Source organism: Allobosea sp. MMO-172, from assembly GCF_037147855.1.
Classification (GTDB): domain Bacteria; phylum Pseudomonadota; class Alphaproteobacteria; order Rhizobiales; family Beijerinckiaceae; genus Allobosea.
In genome coordinates this window covers 1-16609 of the sequence record NZ_JBBCUM010000002.1, presented here as the reverse complement: position 1 = coordinate 16609, position 16609 = coordinate 1, and the positions used below count along the sequence as shown (strand labels likewise).

General features: G+C 63.0%; 17 protein-coding genes and 1 pseudogene. 8 read left to right on the top strand and 10 right to left on the bottom strand.

Going from position 1 to position 16609, the window contains the following annotated elements; all coding sequences use genetic code 11:
• Positions 1-13: 13 nt before the first annotated feature.
• Positions 14-771 (bottom strand): annotated as a pseudogene (locus tag WFK61_RS03320) (MFS transporter); the annotation flags it as partial.
• Positions 772-1016: 245 nt separating this feature from the next.
• Here WFK61_RS03320 and WFK61_RS03315 point away from each other — a divergent pair.
• A complete protein-coding gene (locus WFK61_RS03315; RefSeq protein ID WP_336810118.1) occupies positions 1017-1949 on the top strand; it encodes a LysR family transcriptional regulator in 933 nt (310 codons plus the stop codon).
• A gap of 34 nt (positions 1950-1983) precedes the next feature.
• Here the strand turns inward: WFK61_RS03315 and WFK61_RS03310 are convergent, their stop codons facing one another.
• A complete protein-coding gene (locus WFK61_RS03310; protein ID WP_336810481.1) occupies positions 1984-2418 on the bottom strand; it encodes a MerR family transcriptional regulator in 435 nt (144 codons plus the stop codon).
• Positions 2419-2491: 73 nt separating this feature from the next.
• Between WFK61_RS03310 and WFK61_RS03305 the strand changes: the two genes are divergently transcribed.
• Complete coding sequence (locus WFK61_RS03305) at positions 2492-3535, top strand: SDR family oxidoreductase (RefSeq protein ID WP_336810117.1); 1044 nt, start codon at positions 2492-2494, stop codon at positions 3533-3535.
• Here WFK61_RS03305 and WFK61_RS03300 read toward each other — a convergent pair.
• Positions 3522-3950 (bottom strand): helix-turn-helix domain-containing protein, encoded by a 429-nt coding sequence (locus tag WFK61_RS03300; RefSeq protein WP_336810116.1) that lies wholly within the window; start codon positions 3948-3950, stop codon positions 3522-3524. The two genes, WFK61_RS03305 and WFK61_RS03300, sit on opposite strands and share 14 nt — an antisense overlap.
• A gap of 69 nt (positions 3951-4019) precedes the next feature.
• Here WFK61_RS03300 and WFK61_RS03295 point away from each other — a divergent pair, with 69 nt between their 5' ends.
• Entirely contained in the window at positions 4020-5267 is a 1248-nt protein-coding gene (locus tag WFK61_RS03295) for an MFS transporter (protein ID WP_336810115.1), read from the top strand.
• Between the two features lie 336 nt (positions 5268-5603).
• Here the strand turns inward: WFK61_RS03295 and WFK61_RS03290 are convergent, their stop codons facing one another.
• Positions 5604-6503, bottom strand: a complete 900-nt coding sequence (locus WFK61_RS03290; protein ID WP_336810114.1) for an alpha/beta hydrolase — start codon at positions 6501-6503, stop codon at positions 5604-5606.
• A 165-nt stretch (positions 6504-6668) separates the two neighbouring features.
• On the opposite strand from WFK61_RS03290, the gene WFK61_RS03285 reads away from it, so the two are divergent.
• Entirely contained in the window at positions 6669-7619 is a 951-nt protein-coding gene (locus WFK61_RS03285) for a helix-turn-helix domain-containing protein (protein WP_336810113.1), read from the top strand.
• Positions 7620-7721: 102 nt separating this feature from the next.
• Here WFK61_RS03285 and WFK61_RS03280 read toward each other — a convergent pair whose 3' ends face one another.
• A complete protein-coding gene (locus WFK61_RS03280) occupies positions 7722-8123 on the bottom strand; it encodes a hypothetical protein (RefSeq protein ID WP_336810112.1) in 402 nt (133 codons plus the stop codon).
• A gap of 107 nt (positions 8124-8230) precedes the next feature.
• Between WFK61_RS03280 and WFK61_RS03275 the strand changes: the two genes are divergently transcribed.
• The 3 genes from WFK61_RS03275 to WFK61_RS03265 are packed head-to-tail and all read left to right on the top strand — an operon-like array spanning position 8231 to position 10119.
• A complete protein-coding gene (locus WFK61_RS03275) occupies positions 8231-8464 on the top strand; it encodes a hypothetical protein (RefSeq protein WP_336810111.1) in 234 nt (77 codons plus the stop codon).
• A gap of 26 nt (positions 8465-8490) precedes the next feature.
• Positions 8491-9147, top strand: a complete 657-nt coding sequence (locus tag WFK61_RS03270; RefSeq protein WP_336810110.1) for an SEC-C domain-containing protein — start codon at positions 8491-8493, stop codon at positions 9145-9147.
• A 54-nt stretch (positions 9148-9201) separates the two neighbouring features.
• Positions 9202-10119, top strand: coding sequence for an alpha/beta fold hydrolase (locus WFK61_RS03265; protein ID WP_336810109.1), 918 nt, complete (start codon positions 9202-9204; stop codon positions 10117-10119).
• Between the two features lie 86 nt (positions 10120-10205).
• On the opposite strand, the gene WFK61_RS03260 is transcribed toward WFK61_RS03265, so the two are convergent.
• The 5 genes from WFK61_RS03260 to WFK61_RS03240 form a co-directional block, all read right to left on the bottom strand.
• Positions 10206-10439 carry a DUF6117 family protein gene (locus tag WFK61_RS03260; RefSeq protein WP_336810108.1) on the bottom strand — a complete coding sequence of 78 codons (234 nt, stop codon included), beginning with the start codon at positions 10437-10439 and terminating at the stop codon, positions 10206-10208.
• A 96-nt stretch (positions 10440-10535) separates the two neighbouring features.
• On the bottom strand, positions 10536-12689 hold the full coding sequence (locus WFK61_RS03255) for a ParB/RepB/Spo0J family partition protein (RefSeq protein ID WP_336810107.1): 2154 nt from the start codon (positions 12687-12689) through the stop codon (positions 10536-10538).
• 170 nt (positions 12690-12859) lie between these two features.
• Positions 12860-14065, bottom strand: a complete 1206-nt coding sequence (locus WFK61_RS03250) for a DUF932 domain-containing protein (protein WP_336810106.1) — start codon at positions 14063-14065, stop codon at positions 12860-12862.
• A 45-nt stretch (positions 14066-14110) separates the two neighbouring features.
• Positions 14111-14869, bottom strand: a complete 759-nt coding sequence (locus WFK61_RS03245) for a hypothetical protein (protein ID WP_336810105.1) — start codon at positions 14867-14869, stop codon at positions 14111-14113.
• A gap of 23 nt (positions 14870-14892) precedes the next feature.
• Entirely contained in the window at positions 14893-15303 is a 411-nt protein-coding gene (locus WFK61_RS03240) for a DUF2958 domain-containing protein (protein WP_336810104.1), read from the bottom strand.
• A gap of 471 nt (positions 15304-15774) precedes the next feature.
• Here WFK61_RS03240 and WFK61_RS03235 point away from each other — a divergent pair, with 471 nt between their 5' ends.
• Positions 15775-15906 carry a YciI family protein gene (locus WFK61_RS03235; protein ID WP_442896252.1) on the top strand — a complete coding sequence of 44 codons (132 nt, stop codon included), beginning with the start codon at positions 15775-15777 and terminating at the stop codon, positions 15904-15906.
• Positions 15907-16609: the final 703 nt, after the last annotated feature.

Below are 16609 nucleotides of genomic sequence, written 5' to 3'. Positions count from 1 at the left end.
CATTGCGGAACATCGAAAGCTTGAGAAGCGGCGCCTTCGCCTTGACCTGCACGGCGAGGAACAGGACGAGGCCGACGAGCGCACTGAGGCCGAGCTGGAGCACCAGCGGCGAGCCGAAGCCCTGCTTGCCTGAGAAGGTCATGGCGAGCGAATAGGCGCCGAGCGTCAGCGCCAGCAGGATCGTGCCGAGCCAGTCGAAGCGTGCGGCAGGCACGGTATGCCTCGGCGCATCGACGGCATTCGGCAGATAGCGGCTGATCAGCAGGAAGGCGAGCAGGCCGAAGGGCAGGTTCACCCAGAACACCACCTGCCAGCCGAAGGCGGCGAGCGCCAGCGAGCCGAGCGACGGCCCGAGCGCGATGCCGAAAGAGACCATGGTCGAGAGCACGCCCATAGCGAAGCCGGTGCGCTCCTTGGGAAAGACCTCGCCGACAAAGGCGAAGGACAGCGCCATCAGGATCGCCCCGCCGAGCCCCTGTCCAGCACGGCCGGCGATCAGCAGCGGCAGGCTGTTGGAGAGGGCACACAGCACCGAGGCCGCCATGAAGATGGTGAGGCCCAGAGATAGAGCCGCTTCTTGCCGAGCTGGTCGCCGAAACGGCCGACGCCGACGATGAGCGCGGTGACGACGAGCAGATAGCTCACCACCACCCACTGAACGGAGCCGAACTCGACGCCGAGGTCCTTCACCAGCGTCGGCAGGGCGACATTGATGATGTTGGTGCCGAGCTGGGAAAGCAGGATCGCGAGCGACAGGCCGGTCAGCACCATGCCGGAATGGAGGGGCCGATGGTGGGCCGCAAGGGCATGGGTGGGGGCGTGCGCGGCCCCATGCGCGGCGGCATGGGGATGAGATGGGTGGGAATGTGGAGATTGGGTCATCGAATGTCCTGTCGAAAGCGTCCCTTTCGGGATCGTTGCGGTTCAGCTTTCGATAGCGCGGGACATTTCTTGCATACAGTGCAATGTCTCTATTATATAGTTGCATCAAACGCACGAATAAGAAAACTTCGACGATGCCCGCCAATTCTACCGCCAAGCGTTCCGTAGCGCCGCTCGATATGAACCTTCTCGTGACGCTCGACACGCTGCTCTCGGAGGGCAGTGTCGTCGGCGCGGCGCAGCGGCTAAACCTCTCCGCGCCGGCGATGAGCCGCCAGCTTTCCCGCATCCGCCATCTGCTCGGTGATCCGGTGCTGGTGCGCGCCGGGCGCGGGCTGGTGCCGACGCCGCGCGCGGAAAGCTTGCGCGAGCGGTTGCGCGGCCTCGTAACGGAGGCCGAGGCGCTGGTGCGCGGCGAGGACGACCTTGATCTTTCCCGACTGGAACGCAGCTTCGTCATCCGCGCCAATGACGGCTTCGTCGGCACCTTCGGCGCGGCGCTGGCCTCGCTGGCCGCACAACAGGCTCCAAAGGCTCGGCTGCGCTTCGCCCATCAGGACAGGGAGGATGTCGAAGCCTTGCGCGAAGGCCGGATCGATGCGGATGTCGGCGTCATCGGCGCGATGGGGCCGGAAATCCGCTTGCAGGCGCTGTTCCATGATCGCTTCGTCGGCGTGGTGCGCCAAGGTCATCCGCTGGCGGACGCGGTGACGCCGGAAAACTTCGCCGCCTTCCCGCATATCTCCGTCTCACGGCGCGGGCGTTTTTCCGGGCCGATCGACGAGGCACTCGCCACGCTCGGCCTGACGCGCTTCGTCTCGATCGCGGTGGCCAATTTCGCCGATGCGCTGGCGATCGTGCGCGCCTCCGATCATGTGGCGGCGGTGCCCGCCCGGCTCACCCAACCGGCGAGAGCCGGCCTTCACACGTTCGAACTGCCGGTCAAGACCGATGCGCTCGCCGTCTCGATCGCTTGGCACCCGCGCTTCGATGCCGATCCCGCCCACCGTTGGCTGCGCGGCATCGTGCGTGACGCATGTATGCAGACGTCACGCAAGCCATTGTGAACGCCAAAAACGGCGCGCGCGAGCGCGCTCGGTTTCAGTCATGCCCGGAAACCGGCACCGTGATCGTCGCCAGACACAGCCCATCCTCGGCAAACCGCGGTTCGTCGCCCGGTTTGCCGCGCGCCATCCAGTCGCGCTTGGCGCGAAGGTAGTCGAGCAGTGTCGAAAGGTCCGCCGCCTTCTGTTCGAGCCGGGCGACCTGCGTATCGATGATCTCGATCTCGCGCTCCACTGAAAGCCCCTCCGAGGAGAGTTCGCTTGCGATCCCGGCGATTTCCTTGAGCGGCATGCCCAGCGATTGCGCGAACCGGATCATCAATGCGGTGGAGACATCCCGCTCACTGAAGATCTGATAGGGATTGCGCCCTCCCCGCGCACCGACCTGTGGCGTCAGAAGCCCCTTGCGGACATAGAAGCGCACTGTGTCCTGGCTGAGCCCTGCCCTCTGCGCGAATTCTCCGATCAGCATCGCCGTCACCGCTTGACCATGGACCATGGTCAAGCCTTATAGAACGGGCTCCTTGGATTGTGGAGCTGAATTCATGACGGACGATCTGGAAACGGCGCGAAGCACGCGCCTTGCCTTCGTGACGGGCGCGACGGGGCTGCTCGGCAACAATCTGGTGCGCGAACTGATCGCGGACGGCTGGCGGGTGCGGGCTCTGGTCCGCTCCCCAGACAAGGCGCGGCGGCAGTTCGCAGGCCTCGACGTCGAGATGGCGCACGGCGACATGCTCGACGTGTCCGGCTTCGCGTCGGCGCTGGCGGGCGTCGACACGGTGTTCCACACCGCCGCCTATTTTCGCGATTCCTATAAGGGGGGACGGCATTGGGACGCGCTCTACGCCGCCAATGTCGAGGGTACACGCCATCTGCTGGATCATACCTATCAGGCGGGCGTTCGGCGCTTCGTTCACACCAGCTCGATCGCCGTATTGCACGGCGCGCGCGGCGCGGTCATTGACGAGACCATGCTGCGCGACGAAAGCGACGCGGACGACTATTACCGCAGCAAGATTTTGTCGGATCGCGTCGTGCTTTCCTTTCTCGAAACGCATCCGGACTTCTGGGCGGCGATGGTGCTCCCCGGCTGGATGCATGGTCCGGGCGATATCGGGCCGACTTCGGCCGGGCAAACGGTCATCGACGTGGCGCTGAAGCGACTGCCCGGCGTTCCGCCAGGTTCCTTCTCCGTGGTCGATGCCCGCGACGTCGCACGGGCGATGATCCTCGCCAATGACAAGGGCCGGCGCGGCGAGCGTTATCTCGCGGCCGGGCGCCATATGACGATGTCCGATCTCCTGCCGCTGGTCGCAGAGGCGTCGGATGTGCCGCCGCCGCGCCGCCGCATCCCGCTGTGGCTGATGCACCTGCTCGCCGCCGGCTACGAGGTCTATGCCCGGCTGACGGGCCGCCCGGTGCTGCTGAGCTGGGCGATGGCGCGAACCGTCGCCACCGAGGACGACCGCTCACGCTACGATCACACCAAAAGCGAGCGCGAACTCGGCCTGCGTTTCCGTCCCTTGAGTGAAACGCTGCGCGATGAGATGGCGTGGTTCCGCGCCAATGGCGTCATCCCCGCGTAATTGGGGAGGCCGGGCGTTTTCCGCCGCGTTTTCCCGCCACGTCGATCAATCGTCGGAACGTCGGGCATTCCATATGCGATGGCGCCGGACAATCGGCGACGTGGCGGAGCGTGTCGCGCAGGGCGGTCAGCTCGTGGATTTGCCGATCGATGGCGTCGGCCTTTTGATGGAGCACGTCGCGCGGCAGCTCCGGCAGGCCATTGCGGCCGAACATGCCGGCGATCTCGTCCAGCGAGAATCCCGCCGATTTCCCCATCGCGATCAGCTTGAGCTGCAACAGAACTTCGGGCGGAAACTGCCGTCTCAAGCCATGCCGTGAGACCGAGGCTATCAGCCCGGCCTCCTCGTAATAACGTAGCGCCGAAGGCTTGATTCCGCTTCGTGTCGCGACCTCTCCGATATCCAGGAATTTCATGCTTGACCTCAACTCGACTTGAAGTGGCAGCCTGTTCCCCAACGAGCATCGAAGCAAGAGGGCAAGGCATTGGAACAGGAAAAATCCGTCCCGTCGGGGACGGCACAGACAGGCATCACCGTAACACTGGCGCTGGCGATGGGGCTCGCCTCGCTCGGCACCAGCATCGCCAACATCGCGTTGCCGGCACTGGCGGAGGCGTTTTCCGCACCGTTCTCGCAGGTGCAGGCGGTGGTCGTCGCCTATCTCGCCGCCCTGACGGTCTCGGTGGTGATCGCCGGCCGGCTTGGCGACCGTTTCGGTCTGAAGCCCATGCTCGTCATGGGGCTCGTCCTCTTCGCGGTCGCCTCGCTGCTCTGCGCCGTCGCGCCGAGCCTGTGGCTGCTGACCGGCGCGCGGGTGGTTCAGGGCATCGGCGCGGCCTTCCTGATGACACTCGCCATGGCGCTGACGCGCCAGAGTGCGGACGAGGCGCGTGTTGGCCGGGCGATGGGTCTTCTCGGCACGGTATCGGCCCTGGGGACGGCGCTCGGCCCCTCGCTCGGCGGACTGCTGATCCCACTGGCGGGATGGCGCGGCATCTTCTGGGTGCAGGTGCCGCTGGCGGCTTTGGCGCTGATCCTCGCCGTGTCGATGCTGCCGGGCGACGCGGGCAAGGGCAAAACCATGTCGGCGAGCCTGCGGCCGGTGATGAACCGGGCTCTGGTCCCCAATCTGCTCGTCAACATCCTGATTGCCGCCGTGATGATGACGACGCTGGTGTTCGGACCCTTCTATCTCGGCATCGGGCTCGGCCTGACGGCGACGCAGGTCGGCTTCGTCATGGCGGTCGGGCCGGTCATCTCCATCTTCAGCGGCGTCCCGTCCGGGCGGCTGGTGGATGGCTGGGGCAGCGGCCGCGTACTCGCCATCGGTCTCGTCCTGCTGACCGCAGGCACGTTGCTGCTGGCGCTGCTTCCGACTATGATCGGCGTCGCCGGCTATGTGCTCTCCATCGTCGTGCTGACGCCCGGCTACCAGCTCTTCCAGGCCGCCAACAACACCGCGGCCCTCGCCGACGTCGCCAAGGATCGACGCGGCACGGTCTCCGGGCTGCTCGGCCTGTCGCGCAATATTGGCCTGATCGCCGGCGCTTCCGCCATGGGCGCCGTCTTCGCCTTTGGCGTCGGGACGGAAGACTTCACCCATGCGACACCCTCGGCCATCGCCGCCGGAATGCGGGTCACCTTCCTGCTGGCATGCGCCATGATGATCGTCGCGATAGCCGTTACGTTGGGGCGATGGGACGCGCGCGCGGGAAGCGGTCGCTCACGATGAAACGATATCCGTGCAGGGGAGCGCCTGGAACGGAACCCGGCAGGCGGACTGACACCGCCTTGCGCTACGCCTATCGCAAGGTCGGACGTACACTCAGGAAAGCCAAAAGCCCGCCTCTTTCGAGAGACGGGGCTCTGTTTTGGTCTGCTTCACGCAGCCGCCTGAGTGGTGGCATACCATACCAATTATTCCGGAAACCGGAAAACAATGACAATCTCGCCGCCTCGGGGCGTTGCTCTGCCTGGCCGGAATGACATTCGCCTCACCGCAAGCCTCCGGCTTGAGGATGACGGGATGAAAAAGCGGAGCGGCCTCGAAGACGACCGCGCTCGATTTTCAGACCGAAAGGTGCTCCTTGAACCAGCCCGTCGCGGCCGTGGAGGCGTTGTCGAAATCGGCGACATAGGCGTCGAAATGGCCCCCCTTGAGCGTCACCAACTTCTTGGGATGCCGCGCCCGCTCATAGGCGGCAACAGCTTCTTCGGCAATCGTCAGGTGATCCCCGAGCGCCACGATCATCAGCAGCGGCGTCGGGCTGATGAACGAGATATAGCTCGCGGGTTCGTATTCGATGAACATCTCGACCGATTGCAACGTCACCTCGTTTTTCCACGACGGCGCGCGCAACTTGTGCGTCTCGGTGAACCATTTCCAGGAATCCGCCGTGGGCAACGCCGACGGCGCCATCGGATTCTCGTCCACCACCGGGATCATCGCGGGCTTCTCGCCCTTCATACGGTTACGACGATCTTGCTCGAACAGGCGTTGCGTCGGCCCGATGAAATCTGCGCGGATCAGTTTACGCGCGTTGGCGTAGCCGCTCGCTAGCGGCACCTGCGAGACTACGGCCTTCACGCGCCGGTCCAGCGCGCTGACCACGAGCACATGACCGCCGGAATAGCTCGATCCCCAGATGCCGATGCGCGAGGCATCCGTCTCGGGCAGAGCCTCGGCATAAGTAATCGCGTCGCGATAGTCGGACACCTGCTGCCAAGGGTTGATATGCTGGCGCCGGTCGCCGTCGCTGGCGCCGAAGTTGCGGTTGTCGAAAACGACGGCGGCCAACCCGGTCTCGGCGAACTTTTCCGCGAACTTGTCGAGATACATTTCTTTCACGGCCGAGAACCCGTGGGCCATGACAATGGTCGGGAACGGGCCGTTGGCCTTGTCCGGCACATAATGCCAGCCACGAAGCGTCACACCGTCCTCGGTCTTGAATTCGATGTCTTTGCGCATGTTGTTCTTCCTCCCTTTGACAGTGGAGCAATTCTCGCACGCAGAACGGTGGCAATCCTGCCCGAGCGGGAACCAAACTTGTTCGAGAGTGCACTTTGAAGTAGCTTCATCGATGGATGCAGACGGCATTCAAGCCCGCGCAAGACGGGTATTCGGGAGGTACAGATGCGAAAGCAGACCTGGACCACGGCCGATGTTTCGGCTGGCGGTCGCTTTGATGCATGGAGCGACGCGCTGAGCGCGACGCATCTCGACTGGGAGCTTGTCGGCCGAGAGCGTGACTTCAACGCCGAGATCGTCGCAAGGGACGTAGACGATCTTCGGCTGGTCGGATGCCGATGCGATCCGTGCGAGGGGTTCCGATCATCACGTCATATAAATCGAACCAACGGGGATTACATCGGTATCCTGTTCGAGCTTTCCGGGTCCGAGGTCGTTCGCCAGGGCGATCAGGAAGCCATCCTGCGGCCTGGGGATTTCGTGATCTGGGACAGCCGCAAGGCGATGGAATTCCGGGTCCTCGAACCGCTTCATAAAATGACGATCCTCGTTCCGAAAAAATCGATGCGTCGTTTTCTGCCGGAGATCGACGAGCTTGGTGGAATGCGGGTGGAGGGAACGGAGAAGCTTGGACCACTCGTTGGTGCTCATCTCGGGCAACTGGCCTCCGGACTCGACCATTTCGAGGACGAACATTTGCGCCTGGTCGCCGATACGACGCTAGAACTGGTATCGGCGGGTATCCGTGCCAAGCGCGGCCCTCAGTCCGGCTCAGGCAAAGATCACTACGACCGTATATGCCGGTTCATTATCGAGAGGCTTGCAGATCCCGACTTGAATCCCGCGGAAATCGCAGAAGCCAACAGCATTTCACTTCGATATCTTCACAAGCTCTTTTCGACGCGCGGCCAGTCGGTCTCGCGTTGGATACTGACGAAACGACTGCAGCGCTGCCGGCAAGCCATCGAGATGGAATCACAGCCACTGTCTATCACCGAAATCGCACTGGCCTGGGGGTTCAACGACGGTTCGCATTTCAGCCGGAGCTTCCGCAACGAATTCGGCATCGCGCCCCGGTCGATGCGGAAACTTAAGAATCAGCCCGGCGAATACTGACGTTTGGTCAAGTATGACGAAACGACGCCACGCCCCTGGTGTTTGGCATGGCGGCTTCCTCTGGCGCGGAAGGTGGCCGACCGGCCGCGCCGAGCGGGACGGTTATTGCGGGATGACGGTGGCCGAGACCGGCCCGCGATTGACCTGCGCGTTGCTGACCCACGCCACGGGCACGCCGTTTCCACTGACGGTCGCGGCGTCGAGCGCGGCATTGCCATAGGCCAAGGCGGAGCCGGCTTTGCCAGTGACACCGATTATGCTGTCGGCGGTCCAACCGCAATTGGGCGCGAGATTAGCGCCGACAGTGGTCTTCGCGGTGACGGCGCCGGTGTTGAGCTGCCGGTTGGACAGGGCCGCCCCGGCCGATGCCGGAGCGACGGAGGCCGTCGGCATGGGCACGTGACCGCCGGCGACGGTCATGCGGTTGTCGGCGACATCGCCGCGGGACGCCGTTCGTTGCAGCGCATGCCAGATTCGATCGATCGACTGAGGATCGAGCTCCATAGGTCACCTGTTACATCAGCGTTTCCGTGTCGACATGAACATCATGGTTCGTGCGAATCGATGTCCGATGTTATCCTTGGCCTCGATATGTTTTGGAGTCTTGATCGATGGTCGCAGTTATTTGGGCACCGGACGAAATCCCCCCCGAAAGGCACCTCGTGCTTCGCGCGCACCGGGACAAGATTTCCGGAGTTCAGAAAGGTTACTTCTATCCGAGCGACGAGGATGATTGGGGCGGCTCAGGCCCTTTCGACATGTTGCTGGATGAAGTCATGGAACGCGCGAAGCTGCGTGCCGCCGATCTCGGGCTCTCGAAGATCATCGTCGTTAGAACGTCGTAGCCCTCGATCCAGGGAAGCCGCCTGACGTGCCCGCCATCAGCAGAGACCTGTTCACCCGAAGCTATACTACGACGCCGAAGGCGATCAGCGCACCGGTGCTCGCATTTTGCCGGAGCATCAATCCCGATGCCCTGCCGGTCTATGTTTCCGTAACCCCAGCGCCTGAAGCGCTGCCATCCGAGTGCTTCAACAACGTCGCCGCCAAAGTCGACAGTGACGGCGGCGCGATGCTTTACGGATGGCTGATCTGGGAATGGCCGCGCGTATTTATCGAAGCCGAACACCACGCCGTTTGGGAAAAGGACGGCGTGCTGAGCGACATCACGCCGCCGGCAAACGGCGAAGCGCGTTTTCTGTTCTTGCCGGACCCGACAAGAGAATACGACTTCATCGGCCAACGGCGGCGGATCAATATCAAGCGGAGCCATGGCGAGTTCGCCAGCGTCGAGGGCTGGATCGAGGCAGCCGACCGGATACAGCGGACGATGGAGGCGTGTTCGGTCGGCAATCAGATTTCGATCGACCGAAGCCGGTTGGCAAGCCTTGCGCAGGATCTCCAGAACAGCCTCGGCGCTGTGTTCGTCGATCTGGCGCGGACCACGAAACCAAACGATCCATGCTTTTGCACCAGCGGCAGGAAATTCAAGAAGTGCTGCGCGCCCTTGATCCAGTTACACCCATAGTGAATTGACACCGTGGCAGCTCGTCTACCCGCGGTGCGGCCGGATACTGCAGATTTGCAGATTGCATTCTTCCACTGCGTCATGAACATCCGCAACGGTCGTCGCCGACTTAAACAGCACGAACCCACACGCGACGCCGACTTGAGAGGATTGATGGAAGAACAGTTTATCGACACGTCTCATGGCAGAATTGCCTACAACGACAATCGCTCCGACGGCCTGCCCGTCGTGATGTTGCATGCCAATTCGATCTGTAAGGAAAGCTTCGCGTCTCAGATTTCCGCCTTGCAAGGCAGCTACCGGACCATCGCCATCGATCTACCTGGCCATGGCCGATCCGCCGACGCGATCGATCCGCGCCGGAGCTATAGCATGAGCGGCTACGCAGACGTGATTCACGAGCTGCTGGCCGGTCTCGGCGTGCAGCGATACGCGCTTCTCGGCCATTCGCTCGGCGGCCATGTCGCGCTGGAATTGCTGGCGCGGCATGAAGCGTCGATTGCCGGACTCGCCATCTTCGGCACGCCGCCGATCGAAAACAGCATCGAGGGATTGATGGCCGGCTTCGTGCCGAGCCCGGAAATGGCCTATACCGGAAGCCCGGAGCTGACTGAAGAGCAGGTCTCCATGACCGCCGCAATGGCGTTGGGACATGAGAGCCGGGACAGCGCGTTCTTCCTTGCTGCGATCCGCCGCACCGATGGGCGAGCCCGGCAATACATGATGGAGGACGCGCAGGCCGGGAATACCAGCGACCAGCGAAAGATCGCCGAAACCACGCAAGCCCCGCTGTTGATCGTCAATGGCGCCGATGATCCGGTGATCAATCTGGATTACATCGACAGCCTGTCCTACACGAACCTCGCGACGCCAAAGCCGGTCCGGATCGATGGAGCCGGTCACGGCGTCCATCGGGAAAAGGCGGACGAATTCAACGCGGTGTTCAAAGCCTTCCTTCAGAAAATCAGCTGAAGCATTGCTCGCCCGATCGTGAATAGCCGAACATGGGAAAAGGCGCCCCACGTCATGGTGGAGCGCCCGCAAGAAGAATGACCCCGTCAACCCGGCCCGCCCGGCGCACCGGGCGGAAGATACTTCTCAAACGGATCACCGGTGGCGAGATGTCCGAACGGAGTGAAGACGTGGCTGCCGTCCGTGAAGACGACGGCACTGAGAACGTAGCGCGGCTCGCCGGTGGCTGCGTCGTTACACTCGACCAGCGTCAGATCACCGTTTTCGGCGGCGCGGAGCAGCGTGTTGAAATTCGCGATGGCATGGGCTGGAAGCGCCATGATGATCTCCTGACGAAATGGCCCGGCGATCGCTGCGGACAGTCCGGGCCGTGATGAGGGATGGCGAAGCCGGTCGCTCCGGCTCCGCCCTGGTGTTCATTCCGCCGCGACCATGACATCCCGATCGTCGTCGTTGTCAGCCCTCTCTTCATCCTCGTCGTCACCGGTAAGGAAGTCGGGGAGCGCCTCTTCGCTTTCCCCCTGAGCGCCGGGTTCGACGACCTGATCGTCGTCGGTCTGCGAAACACGTAGCGGCTCGGGCAACCAGCCGGTATCGGCGAGCAGCCGTTCGGCTTCCTTGGCCATGTCGCCCTTCTTCATATGGTCGATGAGCTGAGCGGCCCGTTCGCCGGCTCCCTCGCGCACCGCTTCGAGGATACGGGCCTTGGTGACGCGGCCGAGATAGTTGCCGACCGTCGGCCGCCATCCCGCTTCCACCAGATCGAGACCCGTCGCCCGCGCCAGCCGATCGGCCTGTGCGAGCCGCTCCTTCAGCCCGCGCTCGCTGACACCCGAACCGCTGTAGGGGTTGGGCTTCTCGTAGAGCGCATTGACACCGGCCGAGACGCAATGGGCGAGCAGCGCCATGCGGCTGGCCTCGTCGAGCGCGACAAGCCAATCCCACAGCGCCTCGTCTTCAGTCGGGATATCGTGCCTCCAGTCCTGGCGGCGCTGCTCGATGGCGGAGGCCGCCGGGCTGTCCTTCAGGTCCGGTCCCTGCGCGCCGAGATAGACGTCGCGTACCGACGCCTGCAGGCAACCGCCCTGATGGGCGACATGAAAGGCATCCCGCACCAGCTTGTGCAGCAGCATCGTCATGGCGACCTGCGGATGCTCGGCGAGCGCGTTGGCAAGCGCCAGCGTGCGGTAGGCGGTGAGTTCGATCACCAGCCGCTCGGGCAGCGGCTTGAAGGCATCGTCCTCGTCATCCTCCGCCTCGACGGGCTCGCCACCGAGTGTGATGACGGTGCGCACGATCGCAGGCTGCGCGGCGCTCGGCTCCGAAGCTTCGCCATCGGCGCCCTCGCCATCCGAACCGGATGCGGCCATGTCTTCGACCGGTTCGTCCTCGGGGCGGATGTAACCACGATCGACGGTCACTGAACCGTTCGTGCCGATGGTCACGAAGGCGCCGGCACGGCCGATCTCGTCAGGACGGAAACGAACCGGGCGCTGCTCAAACTGCTCAAGCGCGGCTTCGATCTCGCCGAGGCGCGCATCAACTTCGTCCGGCAGTTCGTCGGCGTCCTGGTATTCCTCGGTGAGCTTCTCCTGCTCCGCCTCCAGCGCCGCAATCGCCGCCTGTTCGTCCTCGGTCAGTTCCAGCGGATCGCTGTCGATCCGGCGCAGGCCGTGGGTGTGGCCATAGGGCAGGTTCACCGACGCCTCGATCCACTTCCAGCCTTCGCCAGCGGTCTCGTCGGCCATGACCTTCAGCTTGTCCGCGACCATCCGGTCGAGGAGAGCGATATCCTGGAACCAGCCGCCGCCGTCCTGCTGGAACAGGTCGCGCAGCACGATGCCGCCCTCCGCTTCATAAGCCGCAGCGCCGACGAACAGAGCCCGCTTGTCGGACGCAGGGACGGTGGTTTCGGTCAGCATGCGGCGGATATGGTACGGCTCCTTCTGCCAGCTATTCCGGATCGTCTCCCAGACCTGTTCCTGGCGGGCATGGTCGGGCGAGACGGTAAAGGCCATCAGCATGTCGAGCGTCATGCCGTCCTCGGCATAGACGTCGAGCAGCGAGGGCGCGACCGCCGCCAGACGCAGGCGCTGCTTGACCACCTGCACCGTGGTGAAGAAGGCGGCGGCGATCGCCTCCTCGCCCATGCCCTTGCTCCTCATGTCGAGGAAGGCGCGGAACTGGTCGAGCGGATGCAGCGCGACGCGCTGGGTGTTTTCCGCGAGGCTGTCGTCCTCGGCGAGAACCGGCGTCGCGGCGTCCCGCACGACGCACGGCACGAGCGAGGTCTTGTTGAAACGCTTCTGCTTCACCAGCAGCGCCAGGGCCTGGTAGCGGCGCCCGCCGGCCGGCACCTCGAACATTCCGGTCTCGTTGCCGTCGGCGTCGAGCATCGGGCGGACGTTGAGGCTCTGCAACAGCGTGCCGCGCCGGGCGATGTCCTCGGCCAGTTCCTCGATCGATATGCCGGCCTTCACGCGCCTGACGTTCGACTGGCTGAGCACCAGCTTGTCGAAGGGAATGTCGCGCGCCGGCGACAGGGTGATTTTCTGATTGGCTTTTGCCATCGGTCTTACTCCGTGACGAGCGCCGAGAGACCCTCTCTCGAACCCAAACCCGTCACGAAGCGAAGCGCCGCCTCTTCCTCTGAAGGGCAGCGCCACGGCACGACGATCCGGAAAGACGCACAAGTGCAAAGCCGGAGACACGGAAACCCGCATTTCCGGCTTTGCGAGAGTCAGGCCGCGCGATCGAGCAGCTTCTTCGCCTTCGCCTCCATGTCGAGGCGAGCATCCTGATGCGGCTTGTCGCGCGCGACGGCGGTGATGCCCTGTACGAAGTCGAAGATCGATTCCGGAGGGCGGCCTTCCTCGGCAAGCACCGTGTCGATGATTTTGCCGGTCTCGGCCTTGGAGAAACCGCGCCGGCGCAGAAAGTCGGTGCGGTCCTCGTCCGTGCGCGCCACGATCCGCTCGCGTGCCGCCCGAATGCCGTTGACGAAGGGCTGGGCCGAGGAATTGGCGAAGTTCATCAGCGCCGGAGCCGCCTCATGAGCGAAGCGCGAGGCGGCGTATTTGCTGTGCCGGATGGTGATTTCCTCGAAATCCTCGACGCCCCAGAGGTTTCGATTCTGGCACACAGCGCGCAGATAGAAACTCGCCATGCCGAGCGTCTTGGCGCCGACCTCGCTGTTCCAGCAATAGAAGCCGCGGAAGAAGAGATCGGGCGAACCGTCAGGCAGCTTGCCCGCCTCGATGGGATTCAGATCGTCGACGAGGAACAGGAACACATCGCGATCCGAGGCATAGAGCGTCGTCGTGTCCTTGGTGATGTCGACGCGCGGATTGTAGACGCCCGTCGACCAGTCGAGCACGCCCGGCACCTTCCAGCGGGTGTCGCCCGTGCCGTTGCCGGCGATGCGCTGTACGGCTTCCACGAGTTCGAAATCGTGGATTCGCCCGTAATCGACGCCCGTCGCCGCCCGCAGATCGATGCGGCCCCCAGATCGAGCATTGTCGGTTTCGAGCGTCTTGATCTGCTCGGCCCGGTGGGTGCTCAGGCCATATTGCAGATTGATGCCGGCGAGTGCCGCCGGGAGATTGCGGAGATAGGCGGCAGGCGCACCGACCTGGGCAGCGAGCTGGCCGAAGCTCCAATGCGTCGGCGCGACCGGCGCCTCCGACCCCGGCAGGATCAGTGAGAGCCGCTCGGGATTGTCGCGGCTTGCCTCGACATGGATCAGCGCAGTTTCCACCACGCGCGTCCGGCTGCGCTCCGAGCGGCTGCGGACGGAGCGCGCCAGATCGGAAAGCGAGAGATAGCGTTCGTCGTCGGGCCGCGAGAACCATTCGGACGAGACGCGGCCGATGCGCTCGCCGCGGCTGACATCCACCTTGTAGCCGCCGCTCACATCACGACGGGCTTCGAGCACTTGCATGTTCATGGGATCGATCTCCATGACGGGCGCCGGAGACCCTCTCTCTGGCCATCAACCCGTCATGGAAACACCCTCCACCCTCTCGCTCTCGGGCGATCGGACCGTCCCGATGCGTTGAACCACGACAGGTCGCGTCTCGGCCGCTTGCGCGAGCTGTTCTATCAGGACGGTATGCGCATCCGGGCAAGCCCCACGGACCTCGATCTCCACCCATTCGCCCGCGCCGCGATCGACCGCCGCGACCAGGCGCGGGTCGAAGCTCGACGCGGAAGCACCAGCAGGATCGGCCACACGCACCCGACGCCACAAGAACAGGATGCCGGCGCCGAGATTACCGCAGAACAGCAGATCCTCCCCAATATGGCCCTCCATCTGCTTGTGGCCGATGCGGCGGAACGCTTCGGAAAACGTGTCGGGATTCGTCGTGATCCGCGCCGCCGTCTTCGGGTGGAACACCCATGGCGGCCGGTGAGGATCGAGTCGCCCGACCGCGATCTGGTGCAGGAAATCGGCGAAGCTCGCCGGATCGGCCGGATAGGGGCAGCTCCGCCAGACGTTCCGGATCGTCTGGCGCAGATCGTCGGGGAACGAAAACAGCCGCGCGCGGGCTTTGCGCCAGCGCGCAGCACGTTCCGCGCGATTGGTCTTCTGCCACTCCTCCCAACGCAGCGCTCGGCAGGCCATCTCACGCTCGACATCATGTTGCCCGGCCGCGATATCGGAGGCGAAGAGCGGGAAAGCTTCCCGCTCCAGCCGTTGCTTGCGCAGAAAGGCCGCGCGCTTGCGCGTTGTTTCGACAAAAGGCGTCACGCGAAATCCAGGACGAAAGCGCATCACTCGTCCCCCCGGCGTAGGGCATGAATGATGCCGATCAACCGGATGCCTTCGGCGAGGCTTGCTGTCGATCGCGCCGCCTCGGCATAAATCGAGACCGGGTAATGCCCGACGAAGTGCGGATCACGCTCGATCCGCGAGCGCAGCGGCAGGAGGAGGCTCTCCAACTCGGCCAGGCTGAACAAGCCGAGCTCCGGTTCGCCGAGATCGGCGACGCCGAACAGTGTATCGCCATCCGCATCCAACTCACTGGCAAGCCAGAGGCCGGTGCCGACGGGATTGATGAATTTGATCACCGGTATGTGGTCGGTGTCGCGCTTGCGGCCGTTGGCGAGCAGTCGCTCGCGCAGTTCGTTTGTCAGCAACGAGGGGCGGGTTTCGCCCGCGTTCGCTCCGGTTTCATCGGACATGATGGTTCTCCGCGACGAGCGCCGGAAACCTCTTCTCCAGCCCATTCCCGTCACGGCCAAACCGGCCGCACTCTTCCTGTTCGCATCCGGGACGAAGCGGTGCCTTGACCCCACCTTTCCGATCAGCGTGTGATTGCTGATGTTGTTGCCGAACGAGGCTTCGACATATGACGATTACAGGGTTTAGACATGACAACTGTGCAGATGTGCCGTTGCAACGGATCGAGCCTTTCAAGGGAACAGGCCGTCGCCGCTGTCGGGCGACATGCACAATTGCCCCCACATAACGACATAAAGAACTGCTCTCCTAGTTTTAGAGAGGAGGCATAGATGTCGAATGCTATTTTAGTGAATCCTGCGTTGCCGAGAGGGGTGCGAGGAGATGCGATGCTTGAGCCTGACGAAGTAAATCGAAATCATACTTTCAGGTCCGTCCGCGCCGCCTAAAACCAGCGAGAAGAGCGGGGCTCGGTGATCGCGGCGGTGGCTTCGCTGGGAGAATTTCAAGCATTCAGCGATGGCGATCCCTTAGTGCGATCCGGTGTCTTTGAGAGGATAGAGATTTTCGAATGGCGACCGACGGCTGGAAATTGCTCGAAGTAATAGCTGGCGAAGACCGATAGGCCTGATGGACTGTCCGTTGTCAGTAAGGCAAATGGTCTGAGCGGCGCTGTATGGAAGCTCGATTAAGCGATGCGTCGGCGACGAAGAGCTGATGTCATTGGTGACGAAATGCTACAGTAGCTCCCCATGCGTCGAAAGACATTACCATAGTCATTCTCCGAAGCCATCGCCACCATTGAGGAAGTTGGCAGGGTCTCGTGCATGCAACGGAATAAGCGTAAACAGAAAGCCATGCACGCGGATGGAGGATCAGTTGCGCATGCGCAGCGGCCAGCGCGGCGGCGTGGCTCTTGAATGCGTGGATCGTCAGTCGTAGAGAATATTGACCTTGCCGATGAATAGGGGCTCGGTGGAGAAGAGAAAGCTCTTTTATCGATGGCGGTCGACGGCGCTGAAATCCGCAAATTTTCTGTGTCGAAATAAACGAAAAGCGAGACACGTTCTTCTCACGGCCTGAAACGCTACCGTACACGCGATCGTTAATGGATGGATTTGCTCAGATAGTCATTTGGAGGATCGAATTTTGACCGTTGCTTTAGTGGGAACATCCTCATTTGATCGGTTCTTCAATCTAGAGCGTGTCCGCTTTACTCGGGTTCATATCCGCACGATCTGAAGTAGTTTGCGCATTCTTGTGGTTCGAACAGCGTGACGATATGGCTGATGGAATTCCATAAGCCGT